Here is a 20,041-nt window from a genome sequence, read left to right on the forward strand (position 1 = left end):
ACGGTGTATCATTATGAGACAATGACTGGGTGAGAGGCTGCGACACGTGAGGACCCTGCGGATGCTGCGCCAGGAACGCGGCTGGACGCTCGACGAGCTCGCCCGCCGGACGGGCCTCACCAAGTCGTATCTGTCCAAAGTGGAGCGAGGGAACAGCACGCCCTCCATCGCCGTGGCGATCGGCCTCGCGGAGACCCTCGGCGTCGACGTCACCCAGCTCTTCGGCGACGCGCAGGACAGCGCCAACCTCGAAGTCCGCCGCGTCGGCACCGCTGCGGATCCGACTGTCCCCGACTCCGGCTCGAGCTTCGTGCACCTCGCCGGCGGTGTGGTCGGCAAGCAGATGCTGCCGTTCCTCATCTACCCGCCGACCACCGAGGTCGAGTGCCTCTACCGCGCCCACTCCGGCGACGAGTTGATCCTGGTTCGCTCCGGCGAGATCGAGATGCGCTTCCCGGACCGCACGGAACGCCTGTCCGCCGGCGACTCGGTGTACTTCCGCGGCGGGATCCCCCACTACGTCAAGTCGATCAGCCCCGAGCCCGCGGAGGTGCTCGTGGTGATCGGGGCCCCGGAGGAGCGAGCGTGACCAAGCGCGCGTTGGCGGTTCGGCACGTGGCTTTCGAGGACCTCGGTCTCCTGTCACCGCTGCTGCTCGCCCGCGGCTACACCGTCGACTACCTCGAAGCCGGCGTCGACCCGATCACGCCGGAGCTCCTGTCCGCCCCGGATGTCGTGGTCGTCCTCGGCGGCCCCATCGGCGTCGGCGACACCGCGTTGTACCCGTTCCTGCCGGACGAACTCACCTCGATCGCCACGCGGCTCTCGACCGGCCGCCCCACCCTGGGCATCTGCCTCGGTGCCCAGCTCATCGCCGCAGCCCTCGGCTCCGACGTCACTCCGACCGGCAAGAAGGAAATCGGCTACTCCCCGCTGGGCTTGACGCCCGCCGGCCGCGACTCGGTGCTGTCCCCTTTGGACGGTGTCCCCGTCCTCCACTGGCACGGCGACCAGTTCGCCATCCCCGCCGGCTCGACGACCCTTGCCGAAACCCCGGGCTTTCCCCGCCAGGCCTTCAGTCCCGCCCCGGGCACCCTCGCCCTCCAGTTCCACCTCGAAGCCGACCACACGCGCCTCGAACCCTGGCTCATCGGCCACACCTTCGAACTCGCCACCGCGGGCGTCGATCCCCGCACCCTCCGCGCCGACGCCGCCACCCACGGCCCAACGCTGGCCCGCGCGGCGCAAACGGTCTTCACGACGTGGCTCGACGAAGCCGAACAGGTGCTTTCCGCGTCCGCTTGAGGTTCGCTCCGCTGACCGGCGGCCGTCAGTCGGTGAAGGAGTCGAGGCGAAGCTCCCGGTTGAGCACCGCGCGCGCCACCCCGATCAGCGGCAGGTGCCGGCTGAACGCGTGTGCTCGCAGGCGCAGCAGCGCGTCGGCGAGACTGATCTGGAGCTGCGTCGCGAGCATCCCCGTGGCGATGTGGACGTCGTCGTAGTGCCCCGGGACGTCTTCGCGCGCCCAGTTCGCGACGGGGCTGATCGCGCCCGAGCTGTCCGTCAGCAACGCCGTGGTCGACAGGTCGGCCAGCGTCAGCGCGTTCGCCAGCTCTTCGGGCGACAGGGATCCGGGCCGGTGCCGGTACAGCCCGAGCGTGCCCAGTCGCACGGCGCCGGTCTGCAGCGGGAACGCGAACGCGGCGGCCGCGCCCGTCTCCGCCGCGCCGTCGGCGAAGCCCGGCCAGCGCCCCTCACCCGACGTCAGGTCGTCGACGAGCACCGGCTCGCCGGTGGTGAACGCCTCGACCGCGGGCCCGTCGCCGACCGTGTACTGCAGTTCTTCCAGCGATTCCGCCCAGTCGCCGCTGGCCGCGACGAGGTCCTGCGCCCGTCCGGCCGTGCGCAGCGAGATCACGGCCGCGTCCGCGTGGACCTCGCCCGCGGCCACTTCGCACACCGCACGCACCCATTCCGGCCGCTCACCGGCGTGTTCGATCAACGCGGCGACGAGCTGCCACAGCCGTTCCCGGCGTTGCTCGTCCACGGCTCCGACCTCCGCACTCGCCACCCGGGTCAGCCCGGCCTGTGCCCATTTTGGCGCACTCCGCCGACCGCTGCCGAGCTCACGGCGTTGCCGAGGTGGCGCTCGGCCGGTTTCAGGAGGACCGTTGGAGGTATGACCGCCCAGGACGGCACGGCGTCGTGCGACACCGCCGCACGAGGGATGCTCGTGCGCGTGCAGTTGCGGTCGGTTCTCCGCGAAGCGGTCGGCGTCCTCCAGGTGCAGTACGCGTGCACCGAGAACCAGGCCTCGGCCGACCTCCGCCACCACCACGACCACGACGCCGAAGCCGCGCGCGTCATCGCGGCGGTCGACGCCGACGCGCGCGGCCGCTCCGATCCGGACTGGGACTGACCCGGCCGAAATTGTCAGCCGTCTCCCGCGGAGGCGCTCGGCGCAACCCGATCCGCCACCCAGCTCGCCCGCACGCGTACGACAGGAGACAGGCGGAGTGGATGAGGAGACGAAAATGTCGGAAGAGATCGACGAGCTCGCCGAGGCCATGCACGGCCTCACCCGGGCCCTCGAGGACGACCGGCTCGAACCCGTTCTCTTCGAGGTGATCAGCGCCGAAGCTGTGCGCGCTGTGCCCGACGCCGACATGGCGAGCGTGACCGTGATCCGCTCGGGAAAGGGCGAAACGGCCGCGACCACCGATCCCCGCGCCGAACAGGCCGACGCCGCGCAGTACGCCGCCGGCGAAGGCCCTTGCCTGGAGGCCGCCGAAACCGGCGAGATCGTGCGCCTCTCGCTGCCCGCCGCGGACCGTCGCTGGCCCGAGTTCACCGACGTCGCCGCCGACCTCGGCATCGGCAGCTACCTCGCGGCCCCCCTGCGCGTCGACGAGGAGCTCTCCGGTGCGCTCAACCTCTTCGGCTTCGGTGACCACGGCTTCCGCGAGCTGGACGGCCAGCTGCTCAAGGTCTACGTCACGATGGTCGCCTTCGGCCTGCGCACACACCACCGCTACCGCGACGCGCGCGCCCGCGCCGAGCAGCTCGAACACGCCATGCAGACGCGCGCCGTGATCGAGCAGGCCAAGGGCATGCTCATGGCCATCCACCGCATCAACGCGAACGAAGCGATGCAGCGCCTCGTCGTCGAATCGCAGACGACCAACACCAAACTCCGCGACATCGCGACCCGCTTCGTGACGACGGTGTCCGACCGCTGATTCACTCCGCTGCGGCGGCCGGCGAAACCGGGCCGCACGGTCGACCGGACTATCCAAAGTAGTCAGAAGTCGCAACCGCTCCTCGGAGTCACTACCCGGCTCGGCGTGATGGGTGACGAGGGTCCGGTTCCCGTACCCAGGGGACAGCAGCCTCTCGTGCTCGGGATCAGGCATTGTTCGCACAGCACTCCGACGGCTCGACCACGGACGACGACACCGACCCGCGCGCCGGCTTTGGCCGCGTCACCGCTGGTCGAGCCGATCGGCGGCCGCTACTTCGAGGACGTCAACCAGGCACCGGTGGTCCCATCGCGCCCCACCGAGTTCGGTGTCCCCGGCGTCGCCGCGTACGCGCTGGACCCGGCCACTTCCGAACGCCGGTGGGATCTCGCGACGTCCATCGTGCGGTGACCTGCGACGGGTAGCGTGCCGCTCGTGGAACCCATCGCGATCCCCTTGGGCGGCCCGCGCGAGGAGCGCGCCGACGCGGCCCGCAACCGCGCGCACCTGATCGAGGTCGCGCGGGCGATGGTCGACGAACTCGGCGCCGACAAGGTCACGATGGACGGCCTCGCCGAACGTGCCGGCCTGGGCAAGGGCACCGTCTTCCGCCGCTTCGGCACGCGCGCGGGCATCTTCTTCGCGCTGCTCGACGTGGAGGAGACAGCGTTCCAGGAGCGGATCCTCAACGGCCCGCCCCCGCTGGGCCCGGGCGCGCCGGCCGTCGAACGCCTCGTCGCCTTCGGCCACGCGCGCATGGAGTTCCTCATCGAACGCACGGCGCTGGCCCGCGCGGCGCTCGACCCGGCGCAGCCGATCCCGGTTTCCGCGAGCCCGTCGCTGTTCCACGTGCAGGTGCTGCTGCGCGAGGCCTGCCCCGACGTCCCGGGGATCCGCGCGCTGGCCCTGCAGCTGACGGCCGCGCTGGAAGGCCCGCTCCTGCTGTACTTGCGCGCGCCAGACGGCGCCGCCCCCGCCACGATGCCGCGGGACCTCGCGGCCGGCTGGAAAACCCTCGTCGAACGCGTCTGCGGCTGATCTTCGCCGCGGGTGTTGCCGCCGTCACGTCTGCCGGTCGAAGCGGGGTATAGTCCGTTTATGGGTCTCAGGTCGAGGCCCGTTGCCGACACGAAAGGTGCGGACATGCCGCTGACCGGCGAATACGAGCCGAGCCCCTTCGACTTCAGCCGTGACCAGGCGGAGCTGATCGAGAAGTCCGGTGGCCAGGACGGCACGGACAACCAGGGCAAGCCCGTCATCGTGCTGACCTCGGTGGGCGCAAAGACCGGGAAGCTCCGCAAGACCCCGCTGATGCGCGTCGAGCACGACGGCGAGTACGCCGTGGTCGCCTCACTCGGCGGCGCGCCGAAGAACCCGGTCTGGTACTACAACGTCGTCGCGAACTCCCATGTCGAGCTCCAGGACGGCGCCGTCAAGAAGGACTACGAGGCCCGCGAAGTCCACGACGCCGAGTACGCCGCCTGGTTCGACCGCGCCGTCGAGGTGTGGCCCGACTACGCCGACTACCAGACCAAGACCACCCGCAAGATGCCGATCTTCGTCCTCAGCCCGATCGAGGCCTGAGCTCCCTCGACGCCGCGGCGAGGCCCCTGTCCCGGGCCCGCCGCGGCGTCTTGCGTTGGTGGCCGGAACTGCCCGTCGCACGGCACGTTCTGGACCATCGCCCGGGCAGCGGCGGCGGTTGGAACTCACGGGCCGGCGATCAGCGCCGGCCCGTGGAGTGTCTTGGGAGTGCCTTCGATGTCCTCAGCGTTGCCCAGCATCGCGTCCCCCGCTGTCGACCGGAAGCGGTGGTGGGGGCTGATCGTCCTCGCCGTGGCGCAACTGATGTTGTTGCTGGACACCACCGTCGTCAACGTCGCGCTCGCCCCGATCCAGCACGACCTCGCCTTCTCCCACGTCGGGCTTTCCTGGGTGGTCAACGGCTACACGCTCCCGTTCGGCGGCCTCCTGCTGCTGGGCGGGCGGATCGCCGACACGCTCGGGCGGCGCCGCGTGTTCCTGGCCGGGCTCGCGTTGTTCGCGGTGGCGTCGGCGATCGGCGGCGTGGCGGTGACGCCCGCGATGCTCGTCATCAGCCGCGTGCTGCAGGGCGTGGGCGGCGCGCTGGTGGCGCCCGCCGCGTTGTCGCTGGTCACGGTGCTGTTCACCGAACCCGCCGAACGCGCCCGCGCCCTGTCGACGTGGGGTGTGCTGCGCGGTTTGGGCGCCGCGCTCGGTGCGGTGCTGGGCGGGGTGCTGGTCACGTACTTGTCGTGGCGCTGGGTGTTTTTCGTCAACCTGCCGATCGCGGTGGTCGCGTTCGTGTGCGCGCCCGCGTTGGTGCCGGAAAGCCGGAGCCCGCGCCGCGGCCGCCCCGACATCGCGGGCGCCGTGCTCGCGACCGTGGGCCTGACACTGATCGTCTACGGGCTCCTCGCCTCGGCCGGCCGGTGGGCCGCGGTGGTGGGTGCCGTGCTGGTCCTCGCGTTCGGCTGGTGGCAGTCCAAGGCGAGCAACCCGTTGGTGCCACTGGGTTTCCTGCTGTCGCGCCGCCGCGCGATCGGCAACCTCGTGCTGCTGACGTTCAGCGCGGCCATGGGCGTGCTGTTCTTCACGATGGCGCTGTACCTGCAACAGGTCGCCGGCCTGAACGCCCTGTACTCCGGGTTGTCGTTCCTGCCGATCGGCCCGCTGTTCATGCTCACCGGCTGGCTCACGGCCCGCCTCATCCCGCGCATCGGGCAGCGCGCCGTCATGGTGCTAGGCCTGCTGCTGCTCACCGCTGCGTTCGTGATGTTCGCGGGCGTGGACGTTGGCGGTTCCTACGTGCGTGACGTTCTCATCGGCATGCTGCTCTTCCCGCTCGGCGCCGGCTTCGCGGTGATCTCCGGGATGATCGCCAGCGTCGACGGCACCACGGGTGCCGACGCGGGTACCGCCAGCGGCATCAACAACACCTCGCAGCAGATCGGCATGGCCCTGGGCCTGGCCACGCTGGTCGCCGTCGGCGACGCGCACACCCGTTCGCTGCTTTCGTCCGGGGCCGACAGCGCCCACGCCGCCGCGGGTGGCTACGCGCTGAGCTTCGCCGTCACCGCCGGCCTGATGGCCTTCACCGCGCTGGTCGCGGCCGTCTTCCTGCCGAAGCCGCGGCTAGCATCGAAACCGACCCTGAACGGAGGTGGCGGGTGAGCCCGTCGAACGGTGCGCGCCGGGTCGTGGTGCTGGCCTACGACGGCGTCCGGCTGCTCGACCTCACCGGGCCGCTGGAAGCCCTCACCACCGCCAACGACTTCGGCGCGCGCTACGACATCACCGTTGTCTCACCCGACGGCCGCCCCGCGGCGACTTCCAACGGCACCGCCCTCGCGGTCGACGGCCGCATCGCCGACGTCACCGGCTCCTGCGACGTCCTCCTTGTCGCAGGCGGCGCGGACTGGGCGTCGACCGTCCTCGAGCCGCCCATGGTGGACGCGGTGCGCGACCTCGCTGCCCGGGCGGGCTGCGTCGCGTCCATCTGCGCCGGCGCCTTTCTCCTCGGCGCGGCGGGCTTGCTCGACGGCCGCCGCGCCACCACGCACTGGCGCTTCACCGGCGAGCTCGCCACGCGCTTCCCGACGACGACGGTCGAGCCCGACGCGCTCTTCGTCTGGGACGGCAAGGTTGTGACGTCGGCGGGCGTCAGCGCCGGCATCGACCTGACGCTCGCCTTGGTGGAGCGCCAGTTCGGCGCCGACGTCGCGCGCGCCGCGGCGAAGGACATGGTCGTGTTCATGCAGCGCCCGGGCGGGCAGTCGCAGTTCAGCGTCCGCACGAGCACCACCCACCCGCGGCACGAGCCGTTGCGCAAACTCCTCGACGCCATCACCGCCAACCCCGCGGCGCCCCACTCGCTGGTTTGCATGGCCCGCACGGCCGGCCTCAGCGTCCGCCACCTCAACCGCCTCTTCCGCGACGAGCTCGACACCACCCCGGCCCGCTACGTCGAACAGGTCCGCGTCGAAGCCGCCAAATCCCGCCTCGAATCTTGCGACGACGCCATCGCCACCATCGCCCGCCAGGTCGGCTTCGGCTCGCCGGCGTCGTTGCGCCGCGCCTTCGCCCGCGAGTTCGGCGTGACCCCCACGGCCTTCCGCGAGCGGTTCAACAGCACCGGCGTCTGAGCTGATCGTTGGGGGCGGTCTTGCCTGATCGTGCCGAGGTCATCACTCACCGGCTCACGGGCTCGTCCTCACCCGCAGGCAGGTCGACCATCCTCCGCAGCGGCGACGCGAGGAGCGGGACCGCGGCGAGCAGCATCCCGCCGCCCGCCACCCACAGCATCGGGCGCAACCCGATGCCGGTCGCGAGCACGCCGGCGAGCAGGCTGCCGATGGGCGCGGCGCCCCAGTAGAGGAAGTTCATCGTGGCGTTCATACGGCCGAGCAGGTGATCCGGGCACAGCGTCTGCTGGAAGCTCACCTGCACGACGATCACGATGATCACGCACGTGCTCGTGAACAGGCCCGCCACCACGTACCACGCCAGCTGCCACCCGGGCCCGGTCAGCGGCACGAGCAGGTACGCCAGCCCCTCCACCACCGCGACCGTCACGAGCAACCTCGCCGCGCCCACCTTCCTGCTCAATCGCCTGGCCAGCACCGACCCCAGCAACGCCCCCACCAGACCAAGGCTCCCCAACAGCCCCACCGCCCCGGCGGACAACCCGATCACACGCACCAGGAACAGCGTCGAAATCGCCAGGTACGCGCTGGAGAACAACGCCGACACCATGTTGTTCAGCGCGATCGCCCGCAACACCGGGTGGCGCAGCACCAGCCGCAGTCCCTCCCGGATCTGCGCCCGCAACGTCGCCTCCGGGTGCTCAGGCGCGACGACCTCCCGCACCCGCACGGTCCTCAACCACGCCGCCGACCACAGGTAACTGACCGCGTCGACCAGCACGGCGACCGGCGCCGCCAGCCACTGCACCAGCAGCCCACCCAACCCGGGCCCCACCAACGCCGCCGCTGACGTGCTGAACTTCAGCTTCGCGTTTCCCTCGATCAGATCCGCTTTTGGCACCAGCCTCGGCAGAAACGACTGGTGCGCCACATCGAAGAACACCGTCAACACGCCCGCCACGAAAACCGCCGCGTACACCTGCCAGATCGTCAGCGCCCCGAACACCGCGGCGACCGGAATCGACCCCAGCGCCACCGCCCGCCCGAGATCAGCGCCCACCAGCACCGGCCGGTGCCGCACCCGGTCACACCACGCCCCCGCCTGCAGCCCGATGAGCAGGTACGCCAACGTCTGCAGCGTCCGCAACACCGAAACCTCGAATGTCGAGGCGTGGAGCGTGATCACAACCAGCAGCGAGATCGCCGTGCCACTCACTCTGCTGCCGACTTGGCTGATCGCGTCGGCCAGCCAGAAATGCCGGAAATTGCGATGTCGGAACAGCCCGCCCATTTTCTGTTTCGCCCCGCTCGACGCCGAATTATCTTACCGCGCCGACCATTGGCGCTGCCACGCTTGACAATCAGCGAATTTTCCTGGCCGAATTGATTATGTGGCCGCTATCGTCGGAAACAGTGCTTCGCGCTCGCTTCGGTTTCCTGCCGTTGCGGAGAACGGTGCTGAATTCTTCCGAAATCGTGCGTCGTCCAGGTCAATGCCAACCGCACCGAATCACTGGCCCCCCGCGGCGGCACTCAACCAGACCGTCGTCGGCTCCGCGGTCGGGTTGGTGGCTGCCCCTCGGTGGTCGTTGCGCAGTCGACAGGGGCACTCAGTTGGCCGTCCGGCTCCTCGCCGGCAGTGGCCCGGACGGAAAGGTGGACTCGCCCAGTTCGCCCACACCCCTGTAATGGGGCTCTGACCTGCGGAAAGTGGTGGGCCGCCAGGGGCTCGAACCCTGGACCCGAAGATTAAAAGTCTCCTGCTCTGCCAACTGAGCTAGCGGCCCGCAGGCTCAGTTTAGCGGGCGCCCGCCGTGTCACCAGCAGGGTGGGCCTTGATCCTCGTCACCTCGCCGGTGGGGGCCGGACCCGGCCGGGGATTCCACAATGGACAAGGGCTCACCGGGCCCGGTCGTAGACCATCGCCATCTCGCCGAGGTCGCCGGTTTCGTGCAGGGACAGCTTCCACTTCGTGGCGGGCAGGCCGTCGTCGAAGAGGTGCTCGCCGCCGCCCGCGATTTCGGGGGTGATCATGAGGTAGAGGCGGTCCAGGAGGTCGGCTTTGAGCAGCGCCTTGATCACGGTGGTGCTGTTGTTGACCAGGATGTCGCCCTCGCCTCTGGCCTTCAGTTCGGTGATGACGTCGGCCGCGGGGGCGTTGGCGATGCGCGCGTGGGGCCACGGCGCCTCGGTGAGCGTGGTCGACAGGACGACCTTTTCCGTGTCCACCAGCCACTTCGCGTAGCCGCGGTCACGGGGGGTCGGCGTCCTCGTTGTCGATGACGGTCGGCCAGAAGCCCAGGAAGCCTTCGGCGTTGAGGCGGCCGAGGACGGCCGTGGTGGCGCCGTCGTGCAGGCGGGCGAGGTGGTTGCGGGCGACCTCCGTCATGGCGTACGGGACGATCGCGGCGAGGTCGCCACGGCCGCCGGGGCCGTTGTAGCGGCCGTCGAGGGTGATGCTGATGTTGGCGGAAACCGTGCGGGTCATTTCTGTGCTCCCTTGGTGGTGTCGATCTTGATGGCGTCCATGAGGTTGTCGAGGACCTGGCCCCAGCCGGTCGCGATGCCGGCGATGTGCGGCGCCGCCTCGACGGTCGTGTCGGTGATGCGCAGCCCGAGCCGCAGGTGGGTGCCTTCGGCGGCTTCGTCGAGCTCCAGGTCGTACTCGGTCGTGAACGACGCTTCGCCCAGCACGGCCAGGTCGAACACGAGCCGCTCGTTCTCGGTGGCTGCCCGCACGTGGCCCTCGGACCGGTAGCTGGCCTCGGCGTCGCGGAACTCGACCACCGCCTCGCCGTGCGGGTGTGGGTCGAGCACGACCTCCACCACCGAGAACGCCGGCGGCGCCCACCAGTCGGCCAGCTTCTCCGGCTCCACCCAGTACCGCCACACCACGTCCGGCGGCGCGGGCACCAGGCGCTCGAACGAGAACTCCCGCCCGTCCGCCCACCGCTTCCGATCCGCGGCCGCCGTCTCGGTCTCGACGGCCGCCCGGTACCGCTCCAGCACGTCCCGCTCGCCGACGTGCGCCTCGACCTTGTCGAGGATGATCTCCAGCCGATCCGCGAACGCCCTCAACGGCACGGCGTCGATCGCGTACACCCGCCTCTGCCCGAGCGGCGTCACGGACACCACCCCGACCTTCGCGAGCGCCTGCAGGTGCTTCGTCGTTTGCGGCTGACGCAGCCCCGTGAGCTCCGCAAGCTCCCCCACGGACCTCGGCCGCCCCGCCAGCAACTCGACGATGCGCCACCGCGCCCCGTCACCCAACGCCGCTGCGATCTCGTTCATGAAGAGAAGTATTCCTCGGACAGAATATTCTTGTCAAGGAATATACAAGAACAGACCTCTAGCCTGCGAGTTCACCAAGAAAATTCGATCAGCCGGCAGAAGCCCCGAGACCGAACAGGCCCAGGATCAGCCTTCCGACCCCTTCACCTTCGCAGCTTCCCGACGCACCTCAGCCTGCGTAGCCCGCTCCCGCTCCAGCCACTCCGGCTCCGTGGCCTTGATCTCCTCGATCTCCGCCGTCGTCAGCGGTTCGGTCAAGCCCGCCCGCGACAGGCCGCCGATGGAGATCCCCAGCTTCGCCGCCACCACCGGGCGCGGGTGGGGGCCGTTGCGCCGCAGGTCGCGGAGCCATTCGGGCGGGTCGGTCTGCAGGGTGTTGAGCTCGTCGCGCGACACGGCGCCCTCCTGGAACGACGAGGGGGTCGCCTCCAGGTACACGCCGAGCTTCTTCGCGGCGGTGGCGGGCTTCATCGTCTGAGGGGTCTTGCGCGAGGTCATGGGGCCCAGGGTAACCACCGTCGGTAACCTGGCCTGCGTGACCGGCCCGGACGCACCGCCCTCGTTCACCCTCGGCTACGTCCCGGGCGTGACGCCCGGCAAGTGGGTCCGCACCTGGCAGGAGCGCCTGCCCAAAGTTCCGCTGATCCTGGAATCCGTCGATCCGCGTGAAGCCACCGCGAAGATCCACGATCGCGAAGTCGACGCCGCACTCCTGCGCCTGCCCATCGACCGCACCGGGCTGCACGCGATCCCGCTCTACATCGAGACCACCGTGGTCGTCGTGCCGAAGGACCACGTCGTCGCGGCCGCCGACGAGGTCACGCTCCCAGACCTCGCCGACGAGCTCTTCCTCCACCCCCACGACGACACCCTCGGCTGGCCCCACCCACCCGGCAAGCTCGCCGAGCACCGGCCGGACACCACCGCCGACGCGATCGAGCTCGTCGCCGCCGGCGTCGGGCTGCTTGTGGTGCCGCAGTCGCTCGCCCGGTTGCACCACCGCCGCGACCTCACCTACCGGCCCCTCGCCGACGTCCCGGAATCCCAAGTCGCGCTGTCCTGGCTCGAAGACGAGACCACCGACCTGATGGAACAGTTCATCGGCATCGTCCGCGGCCGCACGGTCAACAGCACCCGCGGCAAGGCACCGGAACCGAAACCGAAAGCCAAGGCCCTACCGAAAACCAAGAGCCCCAAGAAACCCCAGCATCCGCCCAAACGCGGCAAACCCCGCCGCCGCGGCTGACCCCACCTCGGCCATTCGGCCGAACCTCACCCCCGAACCCCAGCCGAACGGCCAGCCCACCCCGGCCGTTCAGATGATCAACAAAAACGCCGTTCCCAGCAGGCTCGGACTCCGGATCAAGCACACCGGAGCACGAGGTGACTGGGGACATGCTGCAAGAACAACCCGCCAAGCGAAAACTGCTCTTCGCCGCGGCCGCGACGGTGATCGTCGGGGGAGTGCTCGCCATCGTCGGCAGCTTCGGCCCCGTCGACCTGCAGGTCTACCGCTTCGGCGCCGACGCGGTCCTCCATAGCGGTGACCTCTACGGCCAGCTGCCCGCCACCACCTCCGGTTTCCCGCTGCCCTTCATCTACCCACCGTTCGCGGGCGTCGTCTTCACGGTCATGACGCTCCCACCGCTCGCCGTCTCGGCCGTGCTGATGGACCTCGTCTCCCTCGCCGCCCTCTGGGTCACCCTCTACGCGACCGTCCGCCGCCTGAAGCCGACCTGGCAGGCTGCGCTCCCCGCCACCGCGCTCACGGTCGCCGCGCTGGCCTTCGAACCCGTGCGCTCCACGCTCTCCTTCGGACAGATCAACCTCGTCCTCATGGCCCTCGTCGCCGTCGACATCCTCATGCCCAACCCGCGCTGGCCCCGCGGCATCGCGTCGGCATCGCGGCCGCCATCAAGGTCACCCCGGCGGGCTTTCTCCTGTTCTTCTTGCTCACCAAGGACTTCCGCTCCGCCCGCAACGCCCTGATCGCCGGCGCGGCGGCCACCGGCCTCGGTTTCCTCGTCGCCCCGGCTGCCTCCGCGAAGTACTTCTTCAGCGGCGGCCTCACCGGCGCGGCCGGCCTCAGCGGCTCGCCCTACGCCACCAACCAGACCATCGAAGGCGCGCTCCACCGCCTCAACCTGCCGCCGCTGGCGTACGACGTGCTGTGGCTGGGCATCTCCGCCTTCGTCATCGCGGCCGCCGTCGTCGTGATGCGCCGAGTGGACCCGCCGCTCGCCTTCGTGGTCAACGCGACGGCCGTCCTCGTGCTCTCCCCGATTTCCTGGTCCCACCACTGGGTTTGGGTCGCCCCGGCGCTGGTCATCCTGGCCGCCCGCGTCCGCACCACCCGCCAAGGCGCGGCCCTCGCCGCCGGCGCGCTCGTGTTCATCGCCGCGCCCCACGCCTTCCTGCCCAACAGCGACATGCGCGAACTCGCGTGGGCACCCTGGCAGCACGTCGTCGGCGACTCGTACCTTCTGCTCGCCCTCGGCTTCCTCACCTGGCTGCTGGTCGTCACGCAGCCGGCCTCGGTGCGCCTCGAAGAACCAGCACTCGCCGCCCGCTGAGGCCTATCCACGCCCCACCGGACGAATTTCCCCACTCATCGAACAGAATTCATAATCGCGATCGCCAAAACACAACAATTCATCTCCCCGTCGAGTGACCGCGCCAAACAATCGGTCACCCCGCGGCGAGCCGCCTAGGGCTGAGTTGGTGAACGCACTGCTCTGTTCGGGGGAATTGTCGCGCACCACGCCCGCCCCGGGCGAAAGGTCCCGCGGCGCGCCTTGATCACACGCAGCGTCACATCGGGAAACGCGAAGAGTGGCGACGCGCCGGAAATCGCTCGTCAAACCCCTGGCGCGTAGCCTTATTAGCACCCCGCCAGGGCACTGGTGCTCGCAGCCCGGATGTGATGGCGCTAATATCCGGGTCCCGCCATCCAGACATGGGGGAGCGGCGCCACCGGCGGGAAGCGAAAACCGCGCTTTCGCCGAAGGCCGTGAACCAGCGAAGAGCCCGAACAACGAGCCAGAACAACGAGCGAGACCACCAACCCGGCGCACGGCCTGCCACCAACCGGACGCGAGGACTTGAAGCCATGTCGGAACAACTGCCCGCCCGCCACGCGCAGCAGCGCGGGCGCGTCGTCCCGGCCGCGGTCGCGGTCCCGGTGACGGCGGTCGTCGCCGGTGCGCTGTGGGCGTGGGTGACGTTGGAGGTGCCCGCGCAGAACCGGGTGCTCGTCGCGGTCGTCGCGGCCGTCACCTGGGTCGCCCTCGTCGTCGCCGTCTACCTTGCCACGCGCGGGTCGTCGGCGCTCACCGGCGCCGAGGAGCGTGCCCGCCACGCCGAGCGCCGGGCGCAGATCGAGGCTCGGCAGATGACGGCGGTCAACCTCGAACTCTCCATGATGGTTGACCAGACCCTTCCGGCCCTGGTCAACCGCCTGCGCGACGGCACGAGCGCCGCCGACGTCTACAACTCCACGCAGCTGCCGGAAGACCCGTTCCAGAACCGGATCATGCGCCTGTTCATCGACGAGGTCGCCCAGGGCGAGCGCCGCCGCGCCGCCGCCACGGCCGCGTGCGCGAACGCCGCCGGCCGCGTGCAGGCGCTGTCCACCAGCATCCTCGCCGACCTGCGCGAGATGGAGAACCACTGCCCCGAGGACATGCTCGGCGATGTCCTCAAGGTCGACCACAGCACCGCCCAGGCCGGCCGTCTCGCCGACTCCATCGCCGTGCTCACGGGCGCGCGCTCGGGCCGCCGCTGGGCGAAGCCGATCCGCATGGAGAGCATCCTGCGCGGCGCCATGGGCCGCATCGGCGCGTACACGCGGGTGCGCATCCACTCCACCAGCGGCAGCGCCATCGCCGGGTACGCCGCCGAAGACGTGATGCACGCGCTGGCCGAGCTGATGGACAACGCCACCAAGTTCTCCGCGCCGTCGGAAGAGGTCCACGTCTACGTCGAGGACCTCCACAACGGCGCCGTGATCACCATCGAAGACGGCGGCCTCGGCATGAAGCCGCAGGCGCTCACGCGAGCCGAGATCGCCGTGGCGCAGAACGAAAAGCTCGACCTCACCACGATCTCCGGGACGCGCCTCGGCCTCGCCGTCGTCGGTCAGCTCGCCCGCAAGCACCAGCTGCACGTGTTCTTCCGCCCGTCCTCGCGCGGCGGCACCGGCGTGGTCCTGCGCATCCCCAACCACCTGATCACGCAGCCGCGCACCGACCCGTTCACCGACCCCCTCTCCGACGCCCAGCCGCGCCGCGAAGCGCTGGTCAGCGCCGTGCGCGCCGAGGGCCGCGAGTCCACGCGCGGCACGCTGGAACCGGTGCTCAGCGAGTCGGGCGGCCTCCCGAAGCGCCCGCGCGGGCAGACGCTCGCCGCGTCGCGCCAGCCGGCGCCGAGCCCCGGCCCGCGGCCGACCAACCGCAGCCACGGCGACAGCGGCGCCCGGTTCGGGGCCTTCCAGCAGAGCCGCACCCGCAGGGTCGCCACCAGTCCGGCCGAGTCGCAGGCGGACGCCGATGACAACGACTGAATCCCTGCCGCACCGGAACCCCCAGATTGGAGTGAGGGGGCGCGCGTTTTCCGCCCCCGGATCCTCGATGACCCAGAACTCGAACCTCGAATGGCTCCTGGAGAACCTCGTCGGCAATACGCCGGGAGCCGTCCACGCGCTGGTGCTGTCGAAGGACGGCCTCAAGCTCTGCCACACCGCCGGCCTCTCCATCGACAAGGCCGACCAGCTGGCCGCGATCGCCGCCGGCGTGCAGGCGCTCTCGCACGGCGCGTCGGCCGAGTTCGGTGACGGCAGCGGCGGCATCCGCAACTCGATGACCGAGTTCCACGGCGGCATCCTGTTCATCGTCGAAGCCGGCATCGGCGCGCACCTCGCGGTGATCGCGGCCGAAGACGCCGACGTCGGCCTGATCGGCCACAACATGGACGAGCTGGTCGAGCAGATCGGCTCGTTCCTGACCGCCGCTCCGCGCTACGCGCAGGCCGGTCCGACGGCATGATCCGCCGCGCTGTCGAGGAAGAGGACCCCGACCGCCTCTACACGCTCACCGGCGGGCGCAGCCGCACGGAGGACCTCGAGCTCGACCTCGTCACGATCATCGTCGCCGAGTCGGCGCCGTCGGCCGGGATGCAGTCCGAGCACGTGCGGATCCTGCGGATCGCCCTGCACCCGACGTCGGTCGTCGAGCTCTCCTCGGAGCTCTCGCTGCCGGTGAGCGTCGTGAAGATCCTGGTCACGGATCTGCTCGACAGCGGCAAGGTCTCGGCCCGTCACCCCTCTTCGGCGCTGCAGCGCGCGTCCATCCCCGACTCCGAATTCCTCAAGAAGGTGCTCGTTGGACTCCGCAATCTCTGAACGCACCCCTCGCGCCCCGCTGGCCGCCACGGCCGCCGACGGGCTGAAGATCGTGATCGTCGGGGGCTTCGGCGTCGGCAAGACCACGATGGTCCGGTCGGTCAGCGAGATCCGGCCGCTGAGTACCGAGGAGACGATGACGCAGGCCGGCGTCGGCATCGACCAGGGCCTGCAAGGGAAAACCACGACCACGGTCGCGTTCGACTTCGGCAGAATCAGCCTCGACGAGCGCATGGTGCTGTACTTGTTCGGCGCGCCCGGCCAGGAGCGCTTCTGGTTCCTGTGGGACCGGCTGTTCTCCGGCACGCTCGGCGCGGTGGTCCTCGTCGACACCCGGCGCCTGGCCGACTCGTGGTACGCGATCGACCGGCTCGAGCACCACGGCACGCCGTTCATCGTGGCGCGCAACAACTTCGAGCCGCCGGCGCACGATCTCAGCCAGGTCCGCGACGCGCTCGACCTCTCACCCGACGTGCCCCTGATCGACTGCGACGCGCGCCGCCGCGACTCGTCCAAGCAGGTGCTGATCTCGCTCGTCGACCACCTCTACTCGTTGTCCACCGCTCGGGAGAACCAGCCGTGACCGAACACCGGCCTGAAGTGTCCACAGAGGACTTCGTCAAGCTCTACGGCGCGCAGTTCCAGGAGGATCCGGCCACCCTCTACGGCCGGATCCGCCAGGAGTACGGCGGTGTCGCCCCGGTGCTGCTCGACGGCGACGTCCCCGCGTGGCTGGTCTGCGGCTACCGCGAGTTGCACCAGGTCACCAGCGATTCCCAGCTGTTCGCCCGCGACACGCGCCGCTGGAACCAGTGGGAGAACGTGCCGGCCGACTGGCCGCTGCTGCCCTACGTGGCGCACAACCCGTCGGTGATGTTCACCGAGGCGCTGGAACACCGCCGCCGCGCCGGCGCGATCGGCGACGCACTGTCCGCAGTGGACCAGTTCGACCTGCGCGCGCACTGCGAGCAGATCGCCGACCGGCTGATCGACACGTTCGCCGGCACCGGCGAGGCCGACCTCATCACGCAGTTCGCGATGCAGATTCCCTTGCTGGCCATCGCGAAGATGTACGGCATGCCCGAGGCCGAGACCCCGGCGCTGGTGCGCGACGTCGCGATCTCCCTCGACGTCGGCCCCGACGCGATCCCGGCGTACGGCCGCGTGCAGGAGGCCATGGGCCGGCTGCTGGCGCTCAAGCACCGGCAGCCCGGCCACGACGTTCCTTCGCACATGGCCCACAGCCCCGCGGGGCTCACCGACGCCGAAATCGTGCAGGACCTGCTGGTGGTCACGGCCGCCGCACAGCAGCCGACGGCCAACTGGATCGGCAACACCATCCGGCTGATGCTCACCGACGACCGCTTCGCGATGACGCTCTCGGGCGGGCGCGGCAGTGTCGGCGAGGCCCTCAACGAGGTCCTCTGGCACGACACGCCCACCCAGAACTTCATCGGCCGCTTCGCCACGCGCGACACGCAGCTCGGCGGCCGCCGCATCCGAACCGGCGACCTGCTCGTGCTCGGCCTCGCCGCCGCGAACGCCGACCCGCACGTGCGTCCCGACCTCGCCGGCGGCGCCGCCGGGAACCACGCGCACATGTCGTTCGGCCACGGCGAGCACGGCTGCCCGCACCCCGCGCCCGAGGTCGCGGAGGTCATCGCCCGCACGACCGTCGAAGTGCTGCTCGACCGGCTGCCCGATCTGTCGCTCTCGGTACCGGACGAGTCCCTGAAGTGGCAGCGGTCGATGTGGATGCGCGGGCTGGAGTCACTGCCCGTCACGTTCACGCCGACTTACGTCGCGAGTCACGCCGTCAGCTGGGGCTGAACCGCACCGGCAACGCCGACGGTCCGCGTGTGAACACCCCCGCTTCGTGGGTGTCCGCGTTGTCGGCGAGCCGCACGTTCGGCATCGCGTCGAGCAGCTGCGCCACGCCGACCTCGATCTCCGTCTTCGCCAGCAGCGCGCCGACGCAGAAGTGCCGGCCCAGCGCGAACGACAGATGGTTCGCGGCCGCCGAGAACGCGGTTTCCGTCGGCAGGTCCGTGCGGAAGATGTCGAACTCGTTCGGGTTCTCGAACCGTCGCGGGTCGCGGTTGGCCGCACCGATCAGGCAGGTCACGGTGCTGCCGGCCGGCACGCGCTCGCCCGCGATCTCGATGTCCTCGGCGGGCTGGCGCATGATCATGTGCACCGGCGGCGTGTAGCGCAGCGTCTCCGCGAACGCCTTGGGGATCAGCCCGTGGTCGGCTTGCACGGCTTCGAGCTGCGCCGGGTTTTCCAGCAGATTCTTGAACACGCTGGCGATCGCCTTGTCGGTGGTCTCCCCGCCGGCGGCGAGCAGCAGGCTGCAGAACGCCTTGATGTCCTCGTCGCTCATCCGCGTGCCGTCGACCTCGGCCGAGCACAGCGTGGAAAGCAAGTCGTCGCCGAGGTTTTCGCGGCGGGCCCGGATGATCGGGATCAGGTACTCCGCCAGCTCCTCGCGTGTGCGCACGCCGGCCGCGGCCACGTCCGGGTCCTGGCTGAGGTTGCCGAGGAAGCCGATGATCGCGGTGTACCAGCGCTGGAACCGCTCATGGTCGCTCTGGTCCAGACCAAGCATGTCCACGATCACATTGATCGGGAAGTGGCGCGCGTAGTCCTGCACCAGGTCGGCTTCGCCGCGGCTGCGGAAGCCGTCGATGAGCTGCTGCGAGTTCCGCTCGATCACGGGCCGGAACTTCTGCTCCAGCTCGTTGCCGCGGAACGCCGGCACCACCAGCGCCCGTCGGATCGAGTGCTCGCGCCCGCTCATCTGCAGGATCGTGCGCCCGTGCGCGGGTTCCAGCTGCCAGCTGTAGTTGTCCGTGGTGAACACGGGCTCCCGAAACGCTCGGGCGACGTCGTCGTAGCGGGAAACGATGTAGCTCTGCATGCCGTCATGCCAGACGATGGGTTCGTCTTCCAGCATGATGTCGTACGCGGAATACGGGTCGGCTGCGAATTCGGCGGAAAGAATGTCCGGCGCGTGACGTGCCGTGGTCATGGAGCTCCCTCGCTCGGGCGGTGGAGTAACCACGTTATCGACGGACGTTGCGTGCGCGGGGAAAATTCAGACCATTGGAGTAGACCACTGCTCCAGGTGGATTACCGGCCGAACGTCGTTCGGTGTCCGTGCGTAGTGATCGCGGGCCTCGCGTCACTCTCTAGAGTTTTTCCGGTCAGCGGGATTACCGCCTCGGGAAGCGCCGATCGAGGCCGTCCTCAGCCCCCCGGCGCGATCGAATCCCACGTGCCGAGCAGCTGATCGGCGTCCATCACCGCACCGAAGTACTTGTCGATGTTCACCAGCGCCGCGTCGTGCTCGGCCTGCGTGAAAGCCGCGCAGCAGTCGCCCATGAACGCGATGTGGTAGTCGAGCATGTAACCGTGCCGCGCGGTCGATTCCACGCACACGTTCGTGCTGACGCCGGCCATCACCAGCGTCTCGGCCTTCAGCGTGCGCAGCACTGAATCCAGCCGGGTGTTCACGAACCCGCTGTACCGGTGCTTCAGCACGACAGGTTCCCCTGGCAGCGGCGCCACCTCGAACGACTCCGCGCCCCACGTCCCCGCCCGGCAGACCACGCCGGAGCGGCCACCGGACCGCGCGGTCAACGCCGCCGAGTCGGTCGCCTTCTCGTGTGCCGTCTGCACGAACACGACTGGCACGTCGTGCGCCCGCGCGCCGGCCAGCAGTGCCTGCAGCCGGGGAATCATCTCCTTGGCCGCGCTCACGTCCTCGCCCCGCCGGGCGCACGCGCCGTCGGGATGGCAGTAGTCGTTCTGCACGTCCACCACCACGACGGCCGCCTTGGCGGGGTTCAGCTTCTCCTCGTCGAATCGCACAGTCGCCACCTCGGTCGAGCCGCTTCGGGAGACGGGAACCTACCGGCTGCACCACACGGCCACCAGGAGGGTTT

The 20,041-nt window shown here is 69.9% G+C and carries 21 protein-coding genes, 1 tRNA gene and 2 pseudogenes; 16 read left to right on the forward strand and 8 right to left on the reverse strand.

What is annotated here, in order from left to right; all coding sequences use genetic code 11:
- Positions 1-46 precede the first annotated feature (46 nt).
- Together ABZU76_RS23405 and ABZU76_RS23410 are read left to right on the forward strand one after the other, a co-directional pair.
- A complete protein-coding gene (locus tag ABZU76_RS23405) occupies positions 47-589 on the forward strand; it encodes an XRE family transcriptional regulator (RefSeq protein WP_354873043.1) in 543 nt (180 codons plus the stop codon).
- Entirely contained in the window at positions 586-1,305 is a 720-nt protein-coding gene (locus tag ABZU76_RS23410; RefSeq protein ID WP_354873046.1) for a glutamine amidotransferase, read from the forward strand. The genes ABZU76_RS23405 and ABZU76_RS23410 overlap by 4 nt, the downstream gene beginning before the upstream one ends.
- Before the next feature lie 25 nt (positions 1,306-1,330).
- On the opposite strand, the gene ABZU76_RS23415 is transcribed toward ABZU76_RS23410, so the two are convergent.
- Entirely contained in the window at positions 1,331-2,047 is a 717-nt protein-coding gene (locus tag ABZU76_RS23415; RefSeq protein ID WP_354873049.1) for a GAF and ANTAR domain-containing protein, read from the reverse strand.
- Positions 2,048-2,179: 132 nt separating this feature from the next.
- Between ABZU76_RS23415 and ABZU76_RS23420 the strand changes: the two genes are divergently transcribed.
- From ABZU76_RS23420 to ABZU76_RS23450, 7 genes are all read left to right on the forward strand, one after another.
- Positions 2,180-2,419: a hypothetical protein gene (locus tag ABZU76_RS23420; protein ID WP_354873052.1), complete on the forward strand. Its 240-nt coding sequence runs from the start codon at positions 2,180-2,182 to the stop codon at positions 2,417-2,419.
- Positions 2,420-2,534: 115 nt separating this feature from the next.
- Positions 2,535-3,239, forward strand: a complete 705-nt coding sequence (locus tag ABZU76_RS23425; RefSeq protein ID WP_354873055.1) for a GAF and ANTAR domain-containing protein — start codon at positions 2,535-2,537, stop codon at positions 3,237-3,239.
- Between the two features lie 234 nt (positions 3,240-3,473).
- On the forward strand, positions 3,474-3,650 hold the full coding sequence (locus ABZU76_RS23430) for a hypothetical protein (protein WP_354873058.1): 177 nt from the start codon (positions 3,474-3,476) through the stop codon (positions 3,648-3,650).
- Positions 3,651-3,674: 24 nt separating this feature from the next.
- Positions 3,675-4,277 (forward strand): helix-turn-helix domain-containing protein, encoded by a 603-nt coding sequence (locus ABZU76_RS23435; protein WP_354873061.1) that lies wholly within the window; start codon positions 3,675-3,677, stop codon positions 4,275-4,277.
- Positions 4,278-4,382: 105 nt separating this feature from the next.
- Positions 4,383-4,823 carry a nitroreductase family deazaflavin-dependent oxidoreductase gene (locus tag ABZU76_RS23440; RefSeq protein WP_354873064.1) on the forward strand — a complete coding sequence of 147 codons (441 nt, stop codon included), beginning with the start codon at positions 4,383-4,385 and terminating at the stop codon, positions 4,821-4,823.
- A gap of 177 nt (positions 4,824-5,000) precedes the next feature.
- Positions 5,001-6,434: an MFS transporter gene (locus tag ABZU76_RS23445; RefSeq protein WP_354873067.1), complete on the forward strand. Its 1,434-nt coding sequence runs from the start codon at positions 5,001-5,003 to the stop codon at positions 6,432-6,434.
- Entirely contained in the window at positions 6,431-7,405 is a 975-nt protein-coding gene (locus ABZU76_RS23450) for a GlxA family transcriptional regulator (RefSeq protein WP_354873069.1), read from the forward strand. The genes ABZU76_RS23445 and ABZU76_RS23450 overlap by 4 nt, the downstream gene beginning before the upstream one ends.
- Positions 7,406-7,451: 46 nt before the next feature.
- Here the strand turns inward: ABZU76_RS23450 and ABZU76_RS23455 are convergent, their stop codons facing one another.
- The 5 genes and pseudogenes from ABZU76_RS23455 to ABZU76_RS23475 all read right to left on the reverse strand — a co-directional run bounded on the left by ABZU76_RS23455 (position 7,452) and on the right by ABZU76_RS23475 (position 11,194).
- Entirely contained in the window at positions 7,452-8,696 is a 1,245-nt protein-coding gene (locus ABZU76_RS23455) for an MFS transporter (protein ID WP_354873071.1), read from the reverse strand.
- A gap of 420 nt (positions 8,697-9,116) precedes the next feature.
- Positions 9,117-9,192, reverse strand: a tRNA-Lys gene (locus ABZU76_RS23460).
- A 112-nt stretch (positions 9,193-9,304) separates the two neighbouring features.
- Positions 9,305-9,893 (reverse strand): annotated as a pseudogene (locus ABZU76_RS23465) (dihydrofolate reductase family protein).
- Complete coding sequence (locus ABZU76_RS23470; protein WP_354873073.1) at positions 9,890-10,696, reverse strand: metalloregulator ArsR/SmtB family transcription factor; 807 nt, start codon at positions 10,694-10,696, stop codon at positions 9,890-9,892. Before ABZU76_RS23470 ends, ABZU76_RS23465 begins: the two are co-directional and overlap by 4 nt.
- Before the next feature lie 126 nt (positions 10,697-10,822).
- The gene (locus tag ABZU76_RS23475; protein WP_354873075.1) at positions 10,823-11,194 is read right to left on the reverse strand and encodes a DUF5997 family protein; all 372 of its coding nucleotides are present in this window, start codon (positions 11,192-11,194) and stop codon (positions 10,823-10,825) included.
- Positions 11,195-11,231: 37 nt separating this feature from the next.
- On the opposite strand from ABZU76_RS23475, the gene ABZU76_RS23480 reads away from it, so the two are divergent.
- The 7 genes and pseudogenes from ABZU76_RS23480 (at position 11,232) to ABZU76_RS23510 (ending at position 17,924) form a co-directional block, all read left to right on the forward strand.
- Positions 11,232-11,942: a LysR substrate-binding domain-containing protein gene (locus tag ABZU76_RS23480; protein WP_354873077.1), complete on the forward strand. Its 711-nt coding sequence runs from the start codon at positions 11,232-11,234 to the stop codon at positions 11,940-11,942.
- Positions 11,943-12,328: 386 nt separating this feature from the next.
- Positions 12,329-13,269: pseudogene (locus tag ABZU76_RS23485) on the forward strand (glycosyltransferase 87 family protein).
- Positions 13,270-13,805: 536 nt separating this feature from the next.
- Entirely contained in the window at positions 13,806-15,257 is a 1,452-nt protein-coding gene (locus ABZU76_RS23490) for an ATP-binding protein (RefSeq protein WP_354873079.1), read from the forward strand.
- A 67-nt stretch (positions 15,258-15,324) separates the two neighbouring features.
- Positions 15,325-15,738: a roadblock/LC7 domain-containing protein gene (locus ABZU76_RS23495; RefSeq protein ID WP_220245824.1), complete on the forward strand. Its 414-nt coding sequence runs from the start codon at positions 15,325-15,327 to the stop codon at positions 15,736-15,738.
- Positions 15,735-16,094 carry a DUF742 domain-containing protein gene (locus ABZU76_RS23500; protein WP_220245825.1) on the forward strand — a complete coding sequence of 120 codons (360 nt, stop codon included), beginning with the start codon at positions 15,735-15,737 and terminating at the stop codon, positions 16,092-16,094. The genes ABZU76_RS23495 and ABZU76_RS23500 overlap by 4 nt, the downstream gene beginning before the upstream one ends.
- Positions 16,095-16,146: 52 nt before the next feature.
- Positions 16,147-16,677, forward strand: coding sequence for an ATP/GTP-binding protein (locus ABZU76_RS23505; RefSeq protein WP_220247310.1), 531 nt, complete (start codon positions 16,147-16,149; stop codon positions 16,675-16,677).
- Positions 16,674-17,924, forward strand: coding sequence for a cytochrome P450 (locus ABZU76_RS23510; protein ID WP_354873082.1), 1,251 nt, complete (start codon positions 16,674-16,676; stop codon positions 17,922-17,924). The genes ABZU76_RS23505 and ABZU76_RS23510 overlap by 4 nt, the downstream gene beginning before the upstream one ends.
- On the opposite strand, the gene ABZU76_RS23515 is transcribed toward ABZU76_RS23510, so the two are convergent.
- Complete coding sequence (locus ABZU76_RS23515) at positions 17,911-19,125, reverse strand: cytochrome P450 (RefSeq protein ID WP_354873084.1); 1,215 nt, start codon at positions 19,123-19,125, stop codon at positions 17,911-17,913. The genes ABZU76_RS23510 and ABZU76_RS23515 overlap by 14 nt on opposite strands.
- A 218-nt stretch (positions 19,126-19,343) precedes the next feature.
- Complete coding sequence (locus ABZU76_RS23520; RefSeq protein WP_354873086.1) at positions 19,344-19,967, reverse strand: isochorismatase family cysteine hydrolase; 624 nt, start codon at positions 19,965-19,967, stop codon at positions 19,344-19,346.
- Positions 19,968-20,041 lie beyond the last annotated feature (74 nt).

Origin of the sequence: Amycolatopsis sp. NPDC005232 (genome assembly GCF_040607795.1) — a bacterium.
Lineage (GTDB): Bacteria > Actinomycetota > Actinomycetes > Mycobacteriales > Pseudonocardiaceae > Amycolatopsis.